This window comes from Streptomyces sp. NPDC048191, assembly GCF_040652655.1.
GTDB lineage: Bacteria > Actinomycetota > Actinomycetes > Streptomycetales > Streptomycetaceae > Streptomyces.
Window position 1 is genome coordinate 1 of record NZ_JBEZMO010000043.1, and the last position, 17412, is coordinate 17412.

Consider the following 17412-nt stretch of genomic DNA (forward strand, 5'->3'; position numbering starts at 1 on the left):
TGTAAAACAGACGTGTCAAATACCTATCACGCGCGCCCTTCCCCACCCGGAACTACAGGTTCACGCCTGCTGCTTGCGGCGCAGCGTCAGGTACGTGCCGGTCGCACCTGCGGCCAGCAGGGCACCCACGCCGAGGCTGACCGGCACGGCCGGGAACCCGGAGGCGCCGGCCGACGCGGCCGTGCTCTGCATGGCCGGGCCCGGGGTGATGCTCGTGGACACCGGGGCGACGTACTTGATCGGCCCGACGTGCCGGACCGAGCCGTCGGTGTTCAGCAGCACCTGCTTGTCGTTCGGGTGCCGGAAGTCGAACAGGCCCGAGAGGGAGCCCGCCGTGGCGTCGAAGGAGTGGTCGCCGATCCGGCCGGTGCGCCAGTTGTCCTCGATGAACCGGGTGATGGAGGCCTGGTCCGTCAGGGTGTGGTCGACCTTGTTGACCTTGCTGAACGGCGAGATGACGAGCAGCGGCTGGCGGGTGCCGGGGCCGCAGCGGTCGGCGTAACCACCGGACGCCTTCGGGCCCTTCTGGCAGGCCGGGCTGTCGGTCGCCTTGCCGTTGGAGCCGAGCGAGGTGTCCGCCGAGCCGTTCCTCGGGGCCACGTAGGCGTGGTCGTACCAGCCGTCGGAGTCGTCGTAGGCGACCACGATCGCGGTGGACTTCCACTGCGGCGAGCTCTGGATCGCGTTGATCTGCCGCACCAGGAAGTGCTGCTCGTCCAGCGGGTCGGAGTAGCCCGCGTGGCCGTCCTGGTACGCCCCGGCCTTGAGGAAGCTCACGGCCGGGAGCTTGCCCGCCTTCAGCGCGGCGGAGAAGTCGGTCAGGTCGTAGTTGTGGTTCGCCCGACCGTTGTGCCCGATCTCCGAGACGCTCCTGGGCGCCAGGTGGTGCGGGTTCGCCGTCGACCTGTAGTACGAGAACGGGTTGTGGTGCGGGCTGTAGTCGACCACGGCCGCGCCGCCCACGTTGGTGTGGGTGGTGTCGCACTTGGCGTAGGAACCGGACTTGCCGTCCCACGCGGTCGACGGACGGAAGCCGCCCTGGAACCAGCCCCAGGAGACGTGCCCGGCGTTGAGCAGGTCACCGACGTTCCTGCCCTGCATCGCCGCCAGCGCGTTGCTGCTCGTGTGGTCCTTGCCGGAGCAGTCGTCGTAGGCCGGGTCGGGGTCGTTGATCACCGTGCCGACACCCTTGGCGTCGGGTGACTGGATCGCGTACGAGTCCGGCTTCGCCGTCTGCTTGCCGGTGACCGGGTCGACGGAGACGGCGCCGTGCGTGTTGCCGGAGACCAGGTTCAGGGCGCCGGGAGTGGACGGGCCGTAGTTCGAGCTGTAGGAGCGGTCGCTCAGCGCGTAGTGCTGGGCGTAGTTCCACAGCCCGGTCACGGTGTTGCCGTCGTAGTAGTCCATAGCCAGGCCCGGCTCGCCGAACAGGCCGCCGCTGCACTTGTCGACCTCGGTGTTCTGCACGAACTGGTCGGCCTTGCCACCGTCGTAGGCGTACTGCTCCGGCCCGTAGGAATGGTTCTGGTCGCAGGTCATGGCCTGGGACGGGGACAGCCGCTTGGGTGCGTACTGGTTCGGGTTGTGCTCGAGCAGGCCCGCGTGCGCGAGGGTGTCGATGTCCTTCGGGGTGTTCTTCGCCGCCTTGAACTTCGTACCGTCGGTGTTGGGCGCCTTCGGGTACGTGGCGAAGTAGTGGTCGAAGGAGATGTTCTCGTCGAAGAGCACGACGACGTGCTTGATCGGCGTCGTGGTCGACGAGTGCCCGCCCTGCGCTCCGGAGGGCGCTGCCGCCCAGCCCGGCGCGTTGCCGCCGAGCACCGTGAGCGCGGCGGCTCCCGCCAGCGCCCCGAGACTGCGCATCGCGGTTCGTCTTCCCCTGCTGGCCATGGTGGTCTACCCCTCCGGACAGAACGTCAGTGCGTTGTACGAGCACGCATGCTGCGCCCGTTGCCAGGCGTGTCGGCGGAGTCATGATGACGCCTGGATGAACACCGGGTCATGGATGCCGACGCCGTTCTTGACGACGTGTTGACTCTTACGGCCGCCGGCCTGTCCGGACAGGTTCAGCCGAACAGGGCACGCCCGTACCAGTCGGAGGCGTCCCGTACGCCGGGCAGCACGAAGAAGTAGCCCCCGCCGAACGGACTGATGTAGTCCGTCAGCGGCTCGCCCGCCAGCCGGTGCTGCACCGCCTCGAACTGCCGCTTCAGGTCCTGCTGGTAGCAGGCGAACAGCAGCCCCATGTCCAGGTTGCCGTTGGCGTCCATGCCCCGGTCGTAGTTGTACGCGCGGCGCAGCAGACGCTGGTCGGCGGTGGCGGGTGTGCGCGGGTTGGCGAGCCGCATGTGCGCGTCCAGCGGGATGACGTCACCCTTGGGGTCGTTGGCGTACTTCGGCGTGTCGTGCTCGCCGTCACCGTCCAGGGGTGCCCCGGACTCCTTCGCCCGCCCGAACATCCGCTCCTGCTCGCTGAGCGAGACCCGGTCCCAGAACTCCACCAGCATCCGGATCAGACGCACGACCTGGTAGCTGCCGCCGACCGCCCAGTCCGGCTCGCCCATGCCCTTGCCCACCCACACCAGGCGGTCCATCGTGCGGGCACTGGTCGTGTCCGGGTTGGCGGTGCCGTCCTTGAACCCCAGCAGATTGCGGGGGGTTCCGGAGGGCCGGGGCGGGCTGGAGAAGCCGTCGAGGCGCCAGCGGACCTGTGCGGCGCCCCGGGTGTGCCGGGCGATGTCACGCAGCGCGTGCAGGACGGTGTCCGGCTCGTCGGCGTGCAGCTGGAGGCTGAGGTCGCCGTGGCACCAGTCGGCCCTGAGGTCGTCGTCGGGGAAGGTGGGCATGGCGGTCAGCCGCCGGGGCCTGAGCGCCGCGAGCCCGAACCGGTCGTCGAAGAGCGAGGCTCCGACGCCGACGGTCACGGCCAGTTGCCCGGAGGGCAGTCGGCCGCCCAGGACGCCCGAGTCGGCGGGCGGGCCGGTGACGCCCACCGGGGACGGCGTGCCACCGGGGGTGAGGAGGCGGGCCCGGTCGGTGAGCGTGCGCAGCAGGTCGGTGAGTTCGGTCCGGTTCCCGGCGGTCACGTCCAGGGAGGCCAACACGCAGCTCCGGCGCGGGGCCGCGATCGCGGAGGCCTGGTGGACGCCGTGGAAGGGGGCGACGGACGCCGGCGTGGTGGCCACGGTGGAGGGCGCGGCGGCACTCGTGGCGAGGCCGGCGCCCGTCAGGGCGGCACCGCGCAGGAAGCCGCGCCGGCCCAGGCCGTCGGGTCGTTCGCCGGTGCTCACACGGTCCTCCGGGGGTCGCACAGGGTGGCCACCGACGCCAGCCGCTCCACCAGGTCGCCGAGCACCGCGTCGACGTCCTCCCGCTGTGCGCGGGTGAGACGGTTCAGCGGGGTCCAGGAATCGCCGTGGTGGAAGCCGTCGAGGGTGTGTCCGGCGCGGTCCAGTTCCTTGCGGAGTTCCGGGAGACCGGCGTACCGGGTCGCCAGCAGGGGCCTCAGCCGGGACAGCACCTCGCGGGTGCCGTCCAGATTGGCGCGGGCGGTGGCGAGGTTGCTGCCGCTGCCGTAGTCGGTGCGGCCGGTCAGCTCGAACTGCACGGTGTTCTCCAGGATCTCGTGCGCGCGCAGGCCCAGCTGGGCGGGGTCCATACGGGCCTGCGACCAGGCGTCCCGCAGCCCGGTCACCGCCTTGACCAGCGCGGTCGCCGGGGCGCGCAGGCCGTCGGCCGACTCGCCGTGCCACAGCCCGTACTCGATGCGGTGGAATCCGGCGAAGTCCTTGTCGTGCACCCCGCCGGGCAGACCGGCGTCGGTGCCGTTGACCGCTGCGTCCGCGTCCCCGAAGGCGCCGTACGCCGCCCCCAGCCGCTCGTACTCCAGATGCGCCGGCAGCCAGGCCGACCGGGCGGCCGCGAGGTCGCCCCGGTCGATGGTGTCCCTGAGCGTCGTCGTCAGCCGGACGACGTCGTCGAGCCCGGTGCCGACCCACTTCTGGTAGGCGAGGGCGGGCGGGATCAGGTCGTGCGCGGAGACCGGCGCGGCACCCGGGCCGCGCTGTCCGCCACTGATGCGCACGCTGGGTCCGGTGACGGCGTCGGCGTCGTCGGGCACGCACTTGAAGGCGTACGTCCCCTCGCCCAGCCGGACCGTCAACTGCCGTGTCGTGCCGGGCCCGATGCCCTCCACCTCGCCGTAGACCACCTGACTGCCGGGGTCCTCCAGGTAGACCTCCGCGGCGCCGTCGGAGGAGTTGTGCAGGTCGAAGGTCCGCACCCCGGGCCCGGACCGGGTCCAGCCGCGGCCGCAGTGGCTCTTCGACACGTCCACGACGACGTGCCCCGACGGGCCGCCGGCGGCCCGGCCGTGGCGCGGGCCGCCGAGCGAGCAGGCCAGCGGCGCGCCCGCGAGGGCCACGGAGAGGACGACGAACACGGCGGGGGCCGTCCGCAGATGAACGGACCGCGTGCCGAGGCGGGGCAACGGCATGGCGAGCCTTTCAAGGGACGACGTGACACAGCGGCCTCATCGTAGGCACCCCTCCGGATCCGAACAGGCGTCCCCAGGCCGCGATGGCCAAGATTTCCCCCGGGGTTCACCGGCCCGTGCGGGGACACGGCTCAGGATTCCGTTCGAAAGGGGCGTATCGACGGACGGCATCCACAACCGGGCCTGTCGCGCGCGCCGTTCCCCCACGGCGGCTTCCGGGACTCAGCGCACCGGGAAACCGAAGGAATGACCCTGCTGCTTCAGCCAGGGCAGCAGCGTGCGCAGCGCGGCCACGGTCTGCGAGCGGTCGCCGCCCGCGTCGTGGAAGAGGAGCGTCGGGCCGTTGGTCAGTTCGCTCCTGACCGTGCTGACGATGGCGTCGGTGCCCGGCCGCTCGAAGTCCTTGGAGTCCACGTTCCAGCCGAGCGGCCGCATCCCGTGCTCGGCCGCCAGGTGCCGGCTGTACGGGGTGAAGGCGCCACCCGGAGCCCGGTAGTACATCGGCCGTACACCCCCGGACGCCTTGGTGATCTGCCGCTCGGCGTCCAGGATCTCCTGCGACTGGTAGGCCTCGGACTTCTTGTCCATCGTGGTGTCGTGCGACACGGTGTGGTCGCACAGCCGGTGCCCGGCCGCCACCACCCGCCGGACCAGGTCGGGGTGCGCCTGGGCCTGGGGACCGATCATGCAGAACGTCGCCTTGACCCCGTTCTCGCGCAGCACCTGGAGCACCTGCGGGGTCCAGACCGGGTCCGGGCCGTCGTCGATGGTGATGTTCACCGCGTGCGCGCCCCCGTCCGAGGCGTGGGCGATGTCCGCCGACACCGGTGCCGCCTTCGGCGCCGCGGGCCGCGCCGCGCCGCCCGACCCGGCCGAACCCCCGCCGGGCTGGCCGGCCTGCGCGGTCCACACCGACGTGGCGGCCGCCAGCGCCGTGACGCCGACCGCCGCCGCAACCACCCGGCCGTACCATCCCCGCCCGCCATGCCGCGCCATGCCCCGCCCCGTTCCGTGCCGTGTCCCTGTGGTGTTGTGCACGCCTGTTCCGTGCACCTGTCAGGACGGCCGGGGTTGATCGCGGGATCCGGCTGTTACCGATCACGGACAATTCCGGGGCGCTCTTGCGACAGATGCCACGATCACTGGGGCGGAAGAGGACGGAGGACACCGTGGACAACGGGGTACTCCGTGTCGTACGAGGGGCGCAGCAGCACTCCTCGGGTCCGAGGGACGGGGTGATCCGGATGCCGCCACCAGCAGCGCGGACCTACGACACGGCCGCCGGGCCGCCACGGCCGGAAGCCCTGACGAGGATCATGCTCCGGCCGCTGGCCAGCAGTCTGCCGCTGGGCTTCTTCGCCTTCGGCACCGGCAGCGTCCTGCTCAGCGCCGTGCAGCTGGAGTGGGTGCCCCTGGAGCAGAGCCGGCCGGTGATGCTGCTGGTCCTGGTGTTCGTCGTGCCCCTGCAACTGCTCGCCGGAGTGTTCGCGTTCCTGTCCCGCGACGGTGGCGCGGCCTGCGGTCTGTCCGTGCTGGGCTGCGCGTGGGCGGGCACCGCTCTGGTGACCCTGACCGGGGCGCCGGGGCAGCCCAGTGCCGGGCTGGCCGTCTTCCTGCTGAGCGTCGCCCCGCTGATGCTGCTGCTGAGCGCGGCCGCGATTCCCGGCAAGCCGTTGTTCGCGGTGCTGCTGATGGTCGGAGCCTGCCGCTTCGGCCTGACGGGAGCCTACGAGGCGGGCGGCGCGACCGTGCTGCGCACCGCCGCCGGGTGGGTCGGGGTGGCCCTGGCCGTCTTCGCCCTGTACGGCGGCTTCGCGCTCCTGCTGGAGGACTCCGCCCAGCGCACCGTCCTCCCGCTGGGCCGCCGCGGCCGCGCCCGGACGTCCCTGCAGGGCGACCTCGGTCACCAACTGGACCAGACCGAGCGGGAGGCCGGCGTACGGCGACAGCTGTGAGCGCGTAGCTCGCGGAACGGCCGCCGGGGGCGCTCCGCCAGGGGCTACGGTGCCCGGATGGCCCTCTATCCCGAGATCGAATGCGATCGGGGCTTTCGAGACCGGTGCCGCCGCCTGGCGGCAGGTACTGCTGAGTGCCGACGACGCGGCGCTGGACACCGTCGGGTACTGCGCCTACCCGTACGGCAGTGACGCGGAGGAGCCCTTCCTCGACATCGTCTGGTGGGTCAACCAGGAAGTGCTGCACCACGGAGCCGGGATCGCCCTGCTCCGTGACCTCTACCGGGCCGACCGGCGGACGTGACGGCCGCGGCCGGCTCACTCCCCGGTCAGCGCCGCCCGGACGATCGCGGCGGCAGCCGTGCCCGCGGCCCGTACCGGTTCGGTGCTGCGCGCGGCGCGGCCCAGCATGAAGGCGCCCTCCAGCAGGGCGATGACGGAGCTCGCCGTCTCCCGGGCGGTGGGCCCGGGGATGCCGCCTTCGGCGTAGTAGGCGGCGAGGTGGTCGATCCAGCCGCCGAAGACCTCCGAAGTCGCCTGCCGCAGCGCCTCGTTGGTGCTCGCCACCTCCATCGCCACGGTCGCGATGGGGCAGGGGTCGGCGAAGTCCAGTTCCGCGAGGGTGCCCGCCGCCGCCGCGAAGGCGTCGGCGGTGGCCGCCACCCGGTCCTCGTACGGCGTCATCAGCGTGGTGATGAGCCCCAGGTAGACGGCGCCCGAGGTGCGGATCACCTCCTCGCCCAGCTGGGCCTTCCCGCCGGGGAAGAAGTGGTAGATGGAGCCGAAGGGCGCACCCGCCGCCTCGGCGATCTGCTTCATCCCGGTCCCGGTGTATCCCGAACGCCGGAACAGCTCGGTGCCGGCGTTCACGATGCGCTGCCGGGTCTCGTGGGTGCTGATGGCCTTGCCGTCGCTCACGGGTGGCACCTCCGGGGAGCCGCTGTTGCCAAGGGGCGGTCGGCGCCTATTCTGTCACTAGAACGATCTATCAAGAGGTGACACAGTCCACCGGGTCGGAGGCACGGGCATGCCGGAGATCGAGCTGAGCGCGGGAACCATCGACTACCAGGACACCGGAGGCGACGGGCCCGCCGTGGTCCTGGTCCACGGGCTCGGCTTCGACGAATCGGTCTGGGCCGACGTCGTGTCCGCCCTGCGCCCCGACTTCCGTGTCCTGGTGCCCGTGCTGCCCATCGGCAGCCACCGGCGGCCGATGCGGCCGGACGCGGACCTCTCCGCGCACGGCGTCGCCCGTCTGCTGGCCGAGTTCATGGACCGCCTGGACCTGCGGGACGTCACCCTGGTCCAGAACGACACCGGAACGGCCCAACTCCTGGTCGGCGTAAGGGACGAGCGCATCGCGCGGCTCGTCCTGACCTCGTGCGAGGCCCTCGACAACTACCCGCCCGGCGTCCAGGGCCGCATCCTGTCCGTGGTCTGCCGGGTCCCCGGCGGCATCTTCCTCCTCGTGCAGTCCTTCCGCTTCCCCTTCCTCGCCCGTATGCAGACCTCGCTCGGCGGCATGGCGAAGAAGCGGCTGCCCGGGGAACTCGTCGCACGCTGGTACCGTCCGCTGCAGACGAATCGTCATATCCGCCGCGACCTGGCCAAGTTCCTGCGTACGACCCGGAAGAACTGCTACCTGGAAGCGGCCCGCAACCTCCCCGGGTTCACCCGCCCGGCACTGGTCGCCTGGGGTGCCGAGGACCGCATGATGCCACCCGCGACGGGCCGCCGCCTGGCCGAACTGCTCCCCGACGCCCGGTACGTGGAGATCCCCGACGCCCGCACCCTGGTCCAGCTGGACAACCCGGCGGCGCTCACGGAGGAGATCCGCCGGTTCGTCAAGGACCACCCGCTGCCCGCGGAGAGCTGACCCGAGCGCCGGCGGGGACACCGGCGCCCCGGCCGAGCGGTCAGGCTTCGAGTGAGACGTACAGGCGCGTGCCGCCCGGCCGGAAGCCGACCCTCTCGTACACGCGGCGGGAGCCCTCGCCGGAGTACTCCAGCCACACGGACCGCGCGCCACGGCCGAACATGGTCCCGGCCAGGGCCGAGGTGACCGCCGCCGCGATGCCACGGCCCCGGAACGAGGGAAGGGTGCCCACCCCCGCCAGCTCGGCGGTTCCCACGGCGGGCGCCGAACAGAGCGCGCCGCCGGCGCAGCCGCCGCCGGGAGCGCGGACGAACCGGACGGCCCCGCCGCCCTCCTCGGTCCGTCGCAACCGCGCCGCGCCTTCCGGGGACGGGGCCCACTCGCCGCCGAAGGCCTCGGCCAGCGCGGTGTCGACAGCGGTGTAGTCCGCGTCCGTCGCCGGGGCCACCACCGCGACCGGTTCCGCCGAGCCGGGGCCGGGGCCGGGCACGGCCAGGGTGGCGGGGGTGCAGACCAGGTACTCGTGCACCGCCTCGGTGCCGAACCCGGCCCGGCGCAGCGCGGGTTCCACGGCGGGCGCGGCCTCCGGTGCGAACTCCAGCCGGGGTGTGAGCCCGCGCTCACGGAACGCGGCGATCAGGTCGGCGACGTCCCGGCCGGTGGGCTCGGCGCCGGGTACGGGTGTGGCGTAGTTGACGTACGGGCTGTTCGTCGAGGGGTCGAACCCCACGACGAAGCCGCCGACCTCCCGCACCGCCGGGCGGCGCCGGAGGTGGGCGACGGCAAAGCTCTGGACATCGGTGCGCACGTTGAAGACCTCACGGTGAAGGCGGCCACGGGCCGTCGCGGGCCGGGGCGTGGCCGGGCAGAGAACAGGGGGGACGACCTCCGGGAGGAGGCGGCGGTGCACTGGGCACCACGTCGTCGGGCCGCCGTGAGGAGACGCGAGGGGTACGGAGGACGCTGCCTCGGGGCAGACGGCTCAATACCGACGGCGGCCGCTGGGGGACGCCGGAACCATGGACTTCAGTCCTTCATGAGGAGTGACCGGATGCGTTTTCGAGCACGCCGAGCTTGCCACGCCGGGGGAGGGGCTGACAAGCGATCACTGGAGGGGAGGCCCGTTTCCCGGCCGTGTGTCGAAGCGCGCGCGGCCCGTTCGACGCTTGGACGGAGGCCCTTTCCGCCTCGGAGGACCAGACCGAAGGAGACGCCATGAGGATCCGCGCCCGCGTGAGCATGAGCGCCGACGGCTATGTGACCACACCGGCCGGGTGGCCGGCGCTGACCGCCGACCCCGCGTTCGTGTCCGGCGAGAGCCACGGCATCCGGGAGTTCCTCGAAGGGTGCGAGGCGGCGTTGATGGGCCGTACGACCTTCGAGCCCGCGCTGACCAACAACCGCTGGCCGTGGCCGGACCTGGAGGTGTTCGTGCTCGGTTCCCACCGCCCGGCCGGCACCCCCGGCCACGTCGTCACCGACAGTGATCCGGAGCGGCTTCTGGAGCGGATCCGCGCGGCCAACCGGGGCGGAGACGTCCACCTCGTCGGAGGGCCGCGCACGATCCAGACGTTCCACGCCCTCGGCGCCCTCGACACGCTGGAACTGGTCGTCGTGCCGCTGCTGTTCGGCGGCGGTACCCGGCTCACGCCCGCGCTCGACCCGTCCGTCGGGCTCGCCTTCCAGCGTGAGCGCGCCCTGCCGGGCGGGGCCGTGGAGATCGTCTACGCCTGCGGGGGCAGCAGGGCCCCGCTGCCGGGCGCTCCCGCCAGTCAGCGCTGAGCACCGGGCCGGGGCCTGCCGGAGCCCGGCCCGGCCCCGGCACGGCCCCGGCGGAGCACCGCCCGAAGCGGAGCCTCAGCGGCTGGAGCGCTGGGCCGCCACGATCGCGTTCATGGCCGGCTCCGCCCCCGCCAGCCGCTGCACCCGCTCCGCGAACCCCGGGAACTGCGACGCGACCTTGGTGAGGAACCGCAGTTCGAGCGGTGCCACGTTGATCTCGGCCACATCGCGCTCGATCGCGCGCGTCACCCCCCGGCACACCTGCTGCGGCGAGACGGTGCGGACCCCGCCGGGCGTCGACGAGCCCGTCTTGGCGAACATGCCCAGATCGCGCACGAAACCCGGCTGGACGATCGAGACACCGACGCCCGTGCCGTGCAGATCCTGGCGGAAGGCCAGGGAGAAGCCCCGCAGCCCGAACTTCGTCGCGTTGTACAGGGACGACGACTTGGTGGCCGCCATCCCGGACAGCGAGCCCACGAAGCAGATGTGACCGCGTCCGGCGGCCACCATCCCGGGAGCGAGCAGCCGGGCGAGCATCGCGGGGGCGCGCAGGTTCACCGCGAGGGCCCGGTCGATCTGCTCCGGCGTGTAGTCGAGGACGTCGCCGCTGGAGGGCAGCGCCGCGTTGGCGATCAGGATGTCCGCGTCGGCGGCCTCCTCCGCCAGGCGCCGTACGTCGTCCGCGTCGGCCAGGTCGGCCGCGATCGTCCGGGCGCCGTAGCGCTCGGCGAGCGGTTGGAGCGCATCGACCCGCCGGCCGGTGAGCACGAGGCGGGCGCCTCGAGCGGACAGCTCCGCGGCGAGCGCCCCACCGATGCCACCGGTGACGCCGGTGAGCACAACGGTTGACCCGGCAATGTGCACGATCATCCCTCCCGTCCTGTTCGTTCGAACGAACAATAGGGAGCGCGGAGGGCTCTGTCCACCGGTGATGGAAGAATGCACGCCATGCCGCACGCCGCCCCCTCCGCCCCGATGCGCCAGCGCATCATCACCGCCGTCCTGCGGATCATCGGCGAGGACGGCGTCGCGGCGGTCACGAACCGCCGGATCGCCAAGGAGGCGGGCGTCTCCCTCGGCTCGGTCACTTACCACTTCGAGACCCAGCACGACCTGCTGCGGGAGAGCCTGCTGCACTTCGTGCGCGAGGAGGCGCGGCACTTCACCGAGCTGGCCGAGCAGTGCCGGACCGAGGGGCTGGACGTCGAGGACGCGGCCGGCCTGGCCGGCCAGGTCGCCTGCGGCTCGGCGCTGGACAGTGCCCAACTCGCCCCCTTCGAGCTGTACCTGCACGCCGGGCGCGACGAGCGGCTGCGGGAGGCGGCGGCCGAGGCCTTCGGGGCCTACGATCTGCTCGCCGCCCGGATCCTCACCGCGCTCGGCGTCCCGGACGCCGAGCGCCTCGCCGCCACGACGGTCGCTCTCGTGATGGGTCTGCAACTGCGCCGGCTGGCCACGGGCGACCCCGCCGCAGACCTGGCCGACGCCCTCCTGCTGCTGGTCCGAGGGGCCGCCGACCGTCCGGGCACGGCTGACTCAGGACAGCCGACGGCACAGTAGGGCGCCGGGACCCGGACAGCGGTGGCGGCCCCGGGCCGACAGGGGGGGCCGGTCCGGAGCGGGCGTGGCATCAACACCCCTTCCCGTAGGGCAAGTCGGGGCTTCCACCAGGAGACACGGCCGGGGAGGGGCGGGCCTCAAAGGGCACGGGCCACGAGCAGGGCCACGTCGTCGTGGTCGTCAGGGTTGCGCAGCCCGTACAGCAGGACGTCGCAGGTCTCCTCCAGCGGCCGGTGCGGTTCGTCGAGGAGGTCGAGCAGGGCGTTCAGCCGGTCGTCGATGGCGTGCTGACGGGTCTCCACCAGGCCGTCGGTGTAGAGGATCAGCAGATCGCCGGGGCGCAGCGCGACCGTCGAGGTCTCGAACCGGACGCCTCCCACGCCGAGCGGCGCGGCGGTCGGCAGCTCCAGGAGCCTCGGCGCGTCGCCGGGCCGGGCGAGCGCGGGCGGCATGTGCCCGGCGTTGGCGATGGTGCACCGGCCGGTGTGGGGGTCGTACACCGCGTACAGGCAGGTGACGATGTAGTGCTCCAGATCGCAGGTGATCTTGTCCAGGTGCTGGAGCACCGCGCCGGGGGCGAGGTCGAGATCGGCGTAGGCACAGGTGGCGGTGCGCAGCCGGCCCATGGTGGCGGCCGCGTCGATGCCGTTGCCCATGACGTCGCCGACCACCAGGGCGGTCTTGTCGTCGGACAGCGGGATGACGTCGTACCAGTCGCCGCCGACCTCGCTGGTGGCCTGCGCGGGCTGGTAGCGGGAGGCGAGTTCCAGACCCGTGTGGTGCGGGGAGTGGTCGGGCAGCAGACTGCGCTGCAGGGTGAGCGCGGTGTTGCGGACGCTCTGGAACCAGCGGGCGTTGTCGATGGCCACGGCGGCGCGGCCGGCGAGTTCGGCGGCGAGGACCACGTCGTCCTCGTCGAACGGGGCCGGATTGCGGGTCCGCTTGAGGTCCAGTACGCCGAGCACCTCGCCGTGGGCGATCAGCGGCACGGCCAGGTAGGAGTGGACGCCGGCCTCCGCGAGCAGCGCGCCGGCCGCGGCGTCCCGGGCGATGCGCGGCAGGTCCTCCGGCCCGACGTGCCGCACCAGGACCGGCCGCCCGGTGTGGACGCACAACGTGACCATCCGGTCACCCTCATAGGCGGCGATGTTGCCGGGGGCGTCGGCGGCGCGCAGCGCGACCGTGGGGTGGGCCGCCTTCAGGGCGAGCGCCCGGAAGATCTCCGCGCCCTGGTCGGGTCTGCGCATACGGCGGCAGGACAGGGCCCAGTCGAGGACGTCCACGGCGACCACGTCGGCCAGGGCCGGCGCGGCGATCTCGGCCAGTTCATGGGCGGTCTGCTCCACGTCCAGCGCGGTGCCGACCCGCGCGGAGGCGTCGGCGATGAGTGCCAGGCGCCGCCGCGCCCGGTCGGCCTCCGCCGCCGCGCGGTGCCGCTCGGTGACGTCGACGACCGAGACGGCCGCCCCCAGCACCCGCCCGCCGGGGTCCTCCAGGCGGTAGAAGGACAGCGACCAGGCGTGCTCGTGGCCGGGATCGGCCGGGGGACGCCCTACGTGGTACTGGTCCAGCAGGGGCGTACCGGTGGTGAGTACCTGACGCAGCGCGGACTCGACGGTGTCGACGTCCGGCAAGGGCAGGGTCTCCCTCAGCCGGCGGCCGATGTGCTCCTCGGCCTGCACACCGTCGATCCGCTCCAACGCCGGGTTGACCAGGAGATATCTCAGGTCGGGATCGAGGAGGGCCAGGCCGATCGGGGACTGGTTGATCAGCCGCTCGCACAGGGCCAGGTCGGTCTCGACGCGCTGGAGCAGGGTGTGGTCGGCCGCGATGCCCAGGGCGTAGACGTCTCCGAGGTCGTCCAGCAGCCGCATGGTCCGGAACTCCGTCAGCCGGCTGCTGCCGTCCTTGTGCCGCACGGGAAACGCGCCGGCCCAGCCCCGGCCGGTCTCCAGCACCTCCGCGAACAGACCCTGCACGGCCTGCAGGTGTTCCGGGTGGACGAGCAGGCGCGCCGCGGGCTTGCCGAGTGCCTCCTCCGCGGAGAAGCCGAAGAGGTCCTCGGCCTGCGGGGTCCAGAAGACGATGCGGCCACGCGTGTCCAGGGCCACCGCGGCCACGCTCAGCACATCGAGCAGCCCGGTCGGCCGGGGCTGCTCGTTGCCCGGTTCCTCGTGGCCGGCTTCGAAGGACTCCACTGCCATGCCGGGTTCACCTCCACCGGACGGGCGGGCACCCGCGGGCGCCGGCGACCGGTCCCTCCATGGTCCCTCCGGCCCGAGCACCGCCCAACCGCACGGCGCCACGTCCGGACGGCACCCTCGCCTCCCGCAGTATCCCTGCACAACAGCTGACAAACAGGCTCATAGTGGGTATGGGTGGAACTGATGGAATCTGTGCCAGAGGGCTTCGCCGCTGCCGCCGCCCGGGGACCGGGTGATCTCTTGGACGCGTCCACCGACGCGGCTGCGGTGATATCGGAACACGGCATGGTGGTCGGCTGGACCCGCAGCGCCGAGGCACTCCTCGGCCACGCGGCGGCCGACCTGCTCGGCACCCCCGCCGCGCGCCTGCTGGCCCGGTCCGAGGACCCCGTGCGGCTCGCCGGCATCGTGGCGCGGTGCCGGAGCGGATGCGGGTGGAGCGGGCAGATCGCCGTACGGCACCGGGACGGCCGCAGCCTCGACATCCAGCTGCGGGTCTCGGCCTCGTTCCGCATGGGCGACACCGACTGCTTCCTGGTGTCGGCCCGCGAACAGCGGTGGCGGTGGACCATGAGCCAGTCGGTCATGGACGGATTCCTGACCCGCGCACCGGTCGGCATGGCCGTCATGGACACCGAGCTGCGGTACGTCTGGCTGAACGACACCCTGGAACGGTTCGGCGGGGTCCCGCGGGACGAGCGGCTCGGGCGGCGGCTGAGCGAACTGCTGCCGGGGCTGCAGGCGGAGACCCTGGAGAGCCTGATGCGTAAGGTGCTCGGGACGGGCATACCGGTGACCGACTACGAGTACATGGGGTGGAGCTGGGCCGACCCGCACCGCCGGCACGCCTACTCGACCTCGTTCTTCCCCCTGGTCGGCGCCGGGGACGCGATCACCGGCGTCTGCTACATGGTCCAGGACGTCACCGAGCGCTGGACCGCCCGGCAGCTGCTGACCATGGTCAACGAGGCCGGCACCAGCATCGGCACGACGCTCGACGTGATGGGGACCGCTCAGGAACTCGCCGACTTCGCCGTTCCCCGTTTCGCCGACTTCGTCGTCGTCGACCTGCTGGAACCCGTGCTCAGCACCGAGGGTCACGGGGCGTGGCTGACCGACGCGGGGCCCGCGCCGGCGCGGCCGGCGATGCGCCGGGCGGCGCTGCGTTCGGTGCGCGAGGGCTCCCCGGAGGCCGTCGTCCAGATCGGCGAACGCGTCGACTTCCTCCCGCCGCCCCACGACGCGCACCTGATCATCGAAGGCGAGCCGCTGCTCATCCCGGTCCTCGACGCCTCCGAGAGGCTGTGGGCCACCCGGGAGCCCGAACGCGCGGCACGCATCCGCGAGTACGGCCTGCACTCGCTCATCGCCGTGCCGATGCGGGCCCGCAACACCGCCCTCGGCCTCACCACGTTCGCCCGGTCGCTCAACCCCGTCTCCTTCGGTAGCGACGACGTCCTGCTGGCCCGGGAGCTCGTGGCCCGCGCGGCGGTGTGCGTCGACAACGCCCGCCGCTACACCAGGGAGCACATGGCGGCGATCACCCTGCAGCGCAGCCTGCTGCCGCCCGCCCTGACGGGGGGCACCGCGCTGGAGGTGGCCTCCTCCTACCTGCCGGCGGACCCCTCGGGCGGGGTCGGCGGCGACTGGTGGGACGTGATCCCGCTGTCCGGCGCGCGCATGGGCCTCGTCGTCGGCGACGTGGTGGGCCACGGCATCACCGCGGCGGCCAGCATGGGCCGGCTGCGCACGGCGGTGCAGACCCTCGCGGCCATGGAGATGCCGCCCGACGAACTGCTCGCCCACCTCGACGACCTCGTGCTCCGGCTGAGCGACGAGGAGGCCGCCACCGGGACGGCCGCGCGCAGCACCTTCATCGGCGCGACCTGCCTCTACGCCGTGTACGACCCGGTCACCCGGCGGTGCGCGATGGCCCGGGCCGGACACCCGCCGCCCGTCGTCGTGGCACCGGACGGACACGCCTACTTCCCCGAGATCCCGGCCGGGCCCCCGCTCGGACTGGGCGGCATGGCCTTCGAGGCCACCGAGATCGAACTGGCCGAGAACAGCCTTTTCGGCCTCTACACCGACGGGCTCATCGAGGGGTGCGACCACGACGTGGAGCGCGGCATGTGCCGGCTCGGGGAGGTCCTCGGCCGCACCGACGAGGACCTGGACGCGCTGTGCACGTCCGCCGTGCGGCAGCTCGTGCCCGTACCGCAGCCCGACGACATCGCCCTGCTCCTGACCCGCACCCGCGCCGTCGGAGCCGACCGGGTCGCCTCCTGGGACGTACCCCCCGATCCGGCCGCCGTCGCCACCCTGCGTGCGCGCGCCACCGAGCAGGTCGAGGAGTGGGGCCTCGGCGACGAACTGGCCATGACCACGGAGCTCGTCGTCAGCGAACTCGTCACCAACGCCATCCGCTACGCCACCCCGCCCATCCGGCTACGACTCCTCCGGGACGCCCGCCTCACCTGCGAGGTCTCCGACGCCAGCAGCACGGCCCCCCGGCTGAGGCACGCCAGGAGCACGGACGAAGGCGGCCGCGGGCTCTTCCTGGTGGCCCAGTTCGCCCATCGCTGGGGCGCCCGGTACAGCGGCGAAGGCAAGATCATCTGGGCCGAACAGGAGATTCCGTGAGCCCGGATTTGCCTTGGAGCGGACTCCAGCATCCAGACTGGCCCTGACGGAATCCGTGCCGAGAACAGAACAGAATGGCGGCGGCCGATGACAGCGACCAGCAGGGCGGGGCATCCCCTGCCGTACGACACCTACCGCGAGGCCGTCGCCCGCGAGACCCTGCGCTTCACCGAGGCGGTCAGGGGCGCCGACCCGGCGGCCGCCGTGCCCTCCTGTCCCGACTGGACCCTGACCGACCTGACCCTGCACGTGGGAGCGCTGCAGCGCTGGTTCTGCACCCTGCTGACCCGGCTGGTGCAGGAGCCGCCCCGCAGCCGCGACGTCGAGCTGGGGCTGCCGGAGAACACGGGGGACTACCCGGACTGGGTGGCGGCGGGGGTGCCCGGCGTGGCGGCCGTGCTGGGGGACACCGACCCGCAGGCACCGATGTGGACCTGGGGCGAGGACGGCCACGCGCGGTTCTGGGCCCGCCGGATGCTCTTCGAGACGCTGGTGCACCGGGTGGACGCGGAACGTGCCGTCGGCCTGACCTCGGACGTCGACCCCGTGCTCGCGGCGGACGGCGTGGACGAGTTCCTCGTCAACCTGCCCTACGCGGGCCTGTTCGCCCCAGGGGTGACGAAGTTGCGCGGCGAGGGCGAACTTCTGGCCTTCCGGTCCACGGACGGCGACGGCGGACCCGGTGAGGAGTGGCTCGTGCGACTGGAGCCGGACGGTTTCCGCCCGGTGGGACCCGAGGCCGGGGCGTCCGAGCCGGTCACGGCGGCGGTGCGCGGGCAGGCGGCGGACCTCCTGCTCCTCCTCTACGGGCGGCGGTCGTACCAGGACCCCGTCTTCGAGGTCTCGGGCCCGGCCGCGGTCCTCGACAACTGGTTCACCCACACGGCCTTCTGA

The 17412-nt window shown here is 72.6% G+C and carries 14 protein-coding genes and 1 pseudogene; 7 read left to right on the forward strand and 8 right to left on the reverse strand.

What is annotated here, in order from left to right:
• Window positions 1-60 precede the first annotated feature (60 nt).
• From AB0D93_RS38155 to AB0D93_RS38170, 4 genes are all read right to left on the reverse strand, one after another.
• Window positions 61-1863, reverse strand: a complete 1803-nt coding sequence (locus AB0D93_RS38155) for an alkaline phosphatase family protein (RefSeq protein ID WP_362130199.1) — start codon at window positions 1861-1863, stop codon at window positions 61-63.
• A 203-nt stretch (window positions 1864-2066) separates the two neighbouring features.
• Entirely contained in the window at window positions 2067-3290 is a 1224-nt protein-coding gene (efeB, locus tag AB0D93_RS38160) for an iron uptake transporter deferrochelatase/peroxidase subunit (RefSeq protein ID WP_362130202.1), read from the reverse strand.
• Window positions 3287-4495, reverse strand: a complete 1209-nt coding sequence (locus tag AB0D93_RS38165; protein WP_362130206.1) for an EfeM/EfeO family lipoprotein — start codon at window positions 4493-4495, stop codon at window positions 3287-3289. The genes efeB and AB0D93_RS38165 overlap by 4 nt, the downstream gene beginning before the upstream one ends.
• A 222-nt stretch (window positions 4496-4717) precedes the next feature.
• Entirely contained in the window at window positions 4718-5491 is a 774-nt protein-coding gene (locus AB0D93_RS38170) for a polysaccharide deacetylase family protein (RefSeq protein WP_362130209.1), read from the reverse strand.
• Between the two features lie 248 nt (window positions 5492-5739).
• Between AB0D93_RS38170 and AB0D93_RS38175 the strand changes: the two genes are divergently transcribed.
• Window positions 5740-6450 carry a GPR1/FUN34/YaaH family transporter gene (locus tag AB0D93_RS38175; protein ID WP_362130212.1) on the forward strand — a complete coding sequence of 237 codons (711 nt, stop codon included), beginning with the start codon at window positions 5740-5742 and terminating at the stop codon, window positions 6448-6450.
• A gap of 76 nt (window positions 6451-6526) precedes the next feature.
• A pseudogene (locus AB0D93_RS38180) lies at window positions 6527-6754 on the forward strand (DinB family protein); the annotation flags it as partial.
• Between the two features lie 14 nt (window positions 6755-6768).
• Here AB0D93_RS38180 and AB0D93_RS38185 read toward each other — a convergent pair.
• Window positions 6769-7368, reverse strand: a complete 600-nt coding sequence (locus AB0D93_RS38185) for a TetR/AcrR family transcriptional regulator (RefSeq protein ID WP_362130215.1) — start codon at window positions 7366-7368, stop codon at window positions 6769-6771.
• Window positions 7369-7477: 109 nt separating this feature from the next.
• Between AB0D93_RS38185 and AB0D93_RS38190 the strand changes: the two genes are divergently transcribed.
• Entirely contained in the window at window positions 7478-8326 is an 849-nt protein-coding gene (locus tag AB0D93_RS38190) for an alpha/beta hydrolase (RefSeq protein WP_362130218.1), read from the forward strand.
• 40 nt (window positions 8327-8366) lie between these two features.
• Here the strand turns inward: AB0D93_RS38190 and AB0D93_RS38195 are convergent, their stop codons facing one another.
• Window positions 8367-9134 (reverse strand): GNAT family N-acetyltransferase, encoded by a 768-nt coding sequence (locus tag AB0D93_RS38195; RefSeq protein WP_362130221.1) that lies wholly within the window; start codon window positions 9132-9134, stop codon window positions 8367-8369.
• 407 nt (window positions 9135-9541) lie between these two features.
• On the opposite strand from AB0D93_RS38195, the gene AB0D93_RS38200 reads away from it, so the two are divergent.
• Window positions 9542-10108, forward strand: a complete 567-nt coding sequence (locus tag AB0D93_RS38200) for a dihydrofolate reductase family protein (protein WP_362130224.1) — start codon at window positions 9542-9544, stop codon at window positions 10106-10108.
• A 75-nt stretch (window positions 10109-10183) separates the two neighbouring features.
• On the opposite strand, the gene AB0D93_RS38205 is transcribed toward AB0D93_RS38200, so the two are convergent.
• Window positions 10184-10975, reverse strand: a complete 792-nt coding sequence (locus AB0D93_RS38205; RefSeq protein WP_362130314.1) for an SDR family NAD(P)-dependent oxidoreductase — start codon at window positions 10973-10975, stop codon at window positions 10184-10186.
• Between the two features lie 84 nt (window positions 10976-11059).
• Between AB0D93_RS38205 and AB0D93_RS38210 the strand changes: the two genes are divergently transcribed.
• Window positions 11060-11671 (forward strand): TetR family transcriptional regulator, encoded by a 612-nt coding sequence (locus AB0D93_RS38210; protein WP_362130227.1) that lies wholly within the window; start codon window positions 11060-11062, stop codon window positions 11669-11671.
• A gap of 137 nt (window positions 11672-11808) precedes the next feature.
• On the opposite strand, the gene AB0D93_RS38215 is transcribed toward AB0D93_RS38210, so the two are convergent.
• Window positions 11809-13875 carry a SpoIIE family protein phosphatase gene (locus AB0D93_RS38215; protein ID WP_362130230.1) on the reverse strand — a complete coding sequence of 689 codons (2067 nt, stop codon included), beginning with the start codon at window positions 13873-13875 and terminating at the stop codon, window positions 11809-11811.
• 183 nt (window positions 13876-14058) lie between these two features.
• On the opposite strand from AB0D93_RS38215, the gene AB0D93_RS38220 reads away from it, so the two are divergent.
• Window positions 14059-16518, forward strand: coding sequence for a SpoIIE family protein phosphatase (locus AB0D93_RS38220; RefSeq protein ID WP_362130233.1), 2460 nt, complete (start codon window positions 14059-14061; stop codon window positions 16516-16518).
• A gap of 87 nt (window positions 16519-16605) precedes the next feature.
• Window positions 16606-17412 carry a maleylpyruvate isomerase family mycothiol-dependent enzyme gene (locus tag AB0D93_RS38225; RefSeq protein ID WP_362130237.1) on the forward strand — a complete coding sequence of 269 codons (807 nt, stop codon included), beginning with the start codon at window positions 16606-16608 and terminating at the stop codon, window positions 17410-17412.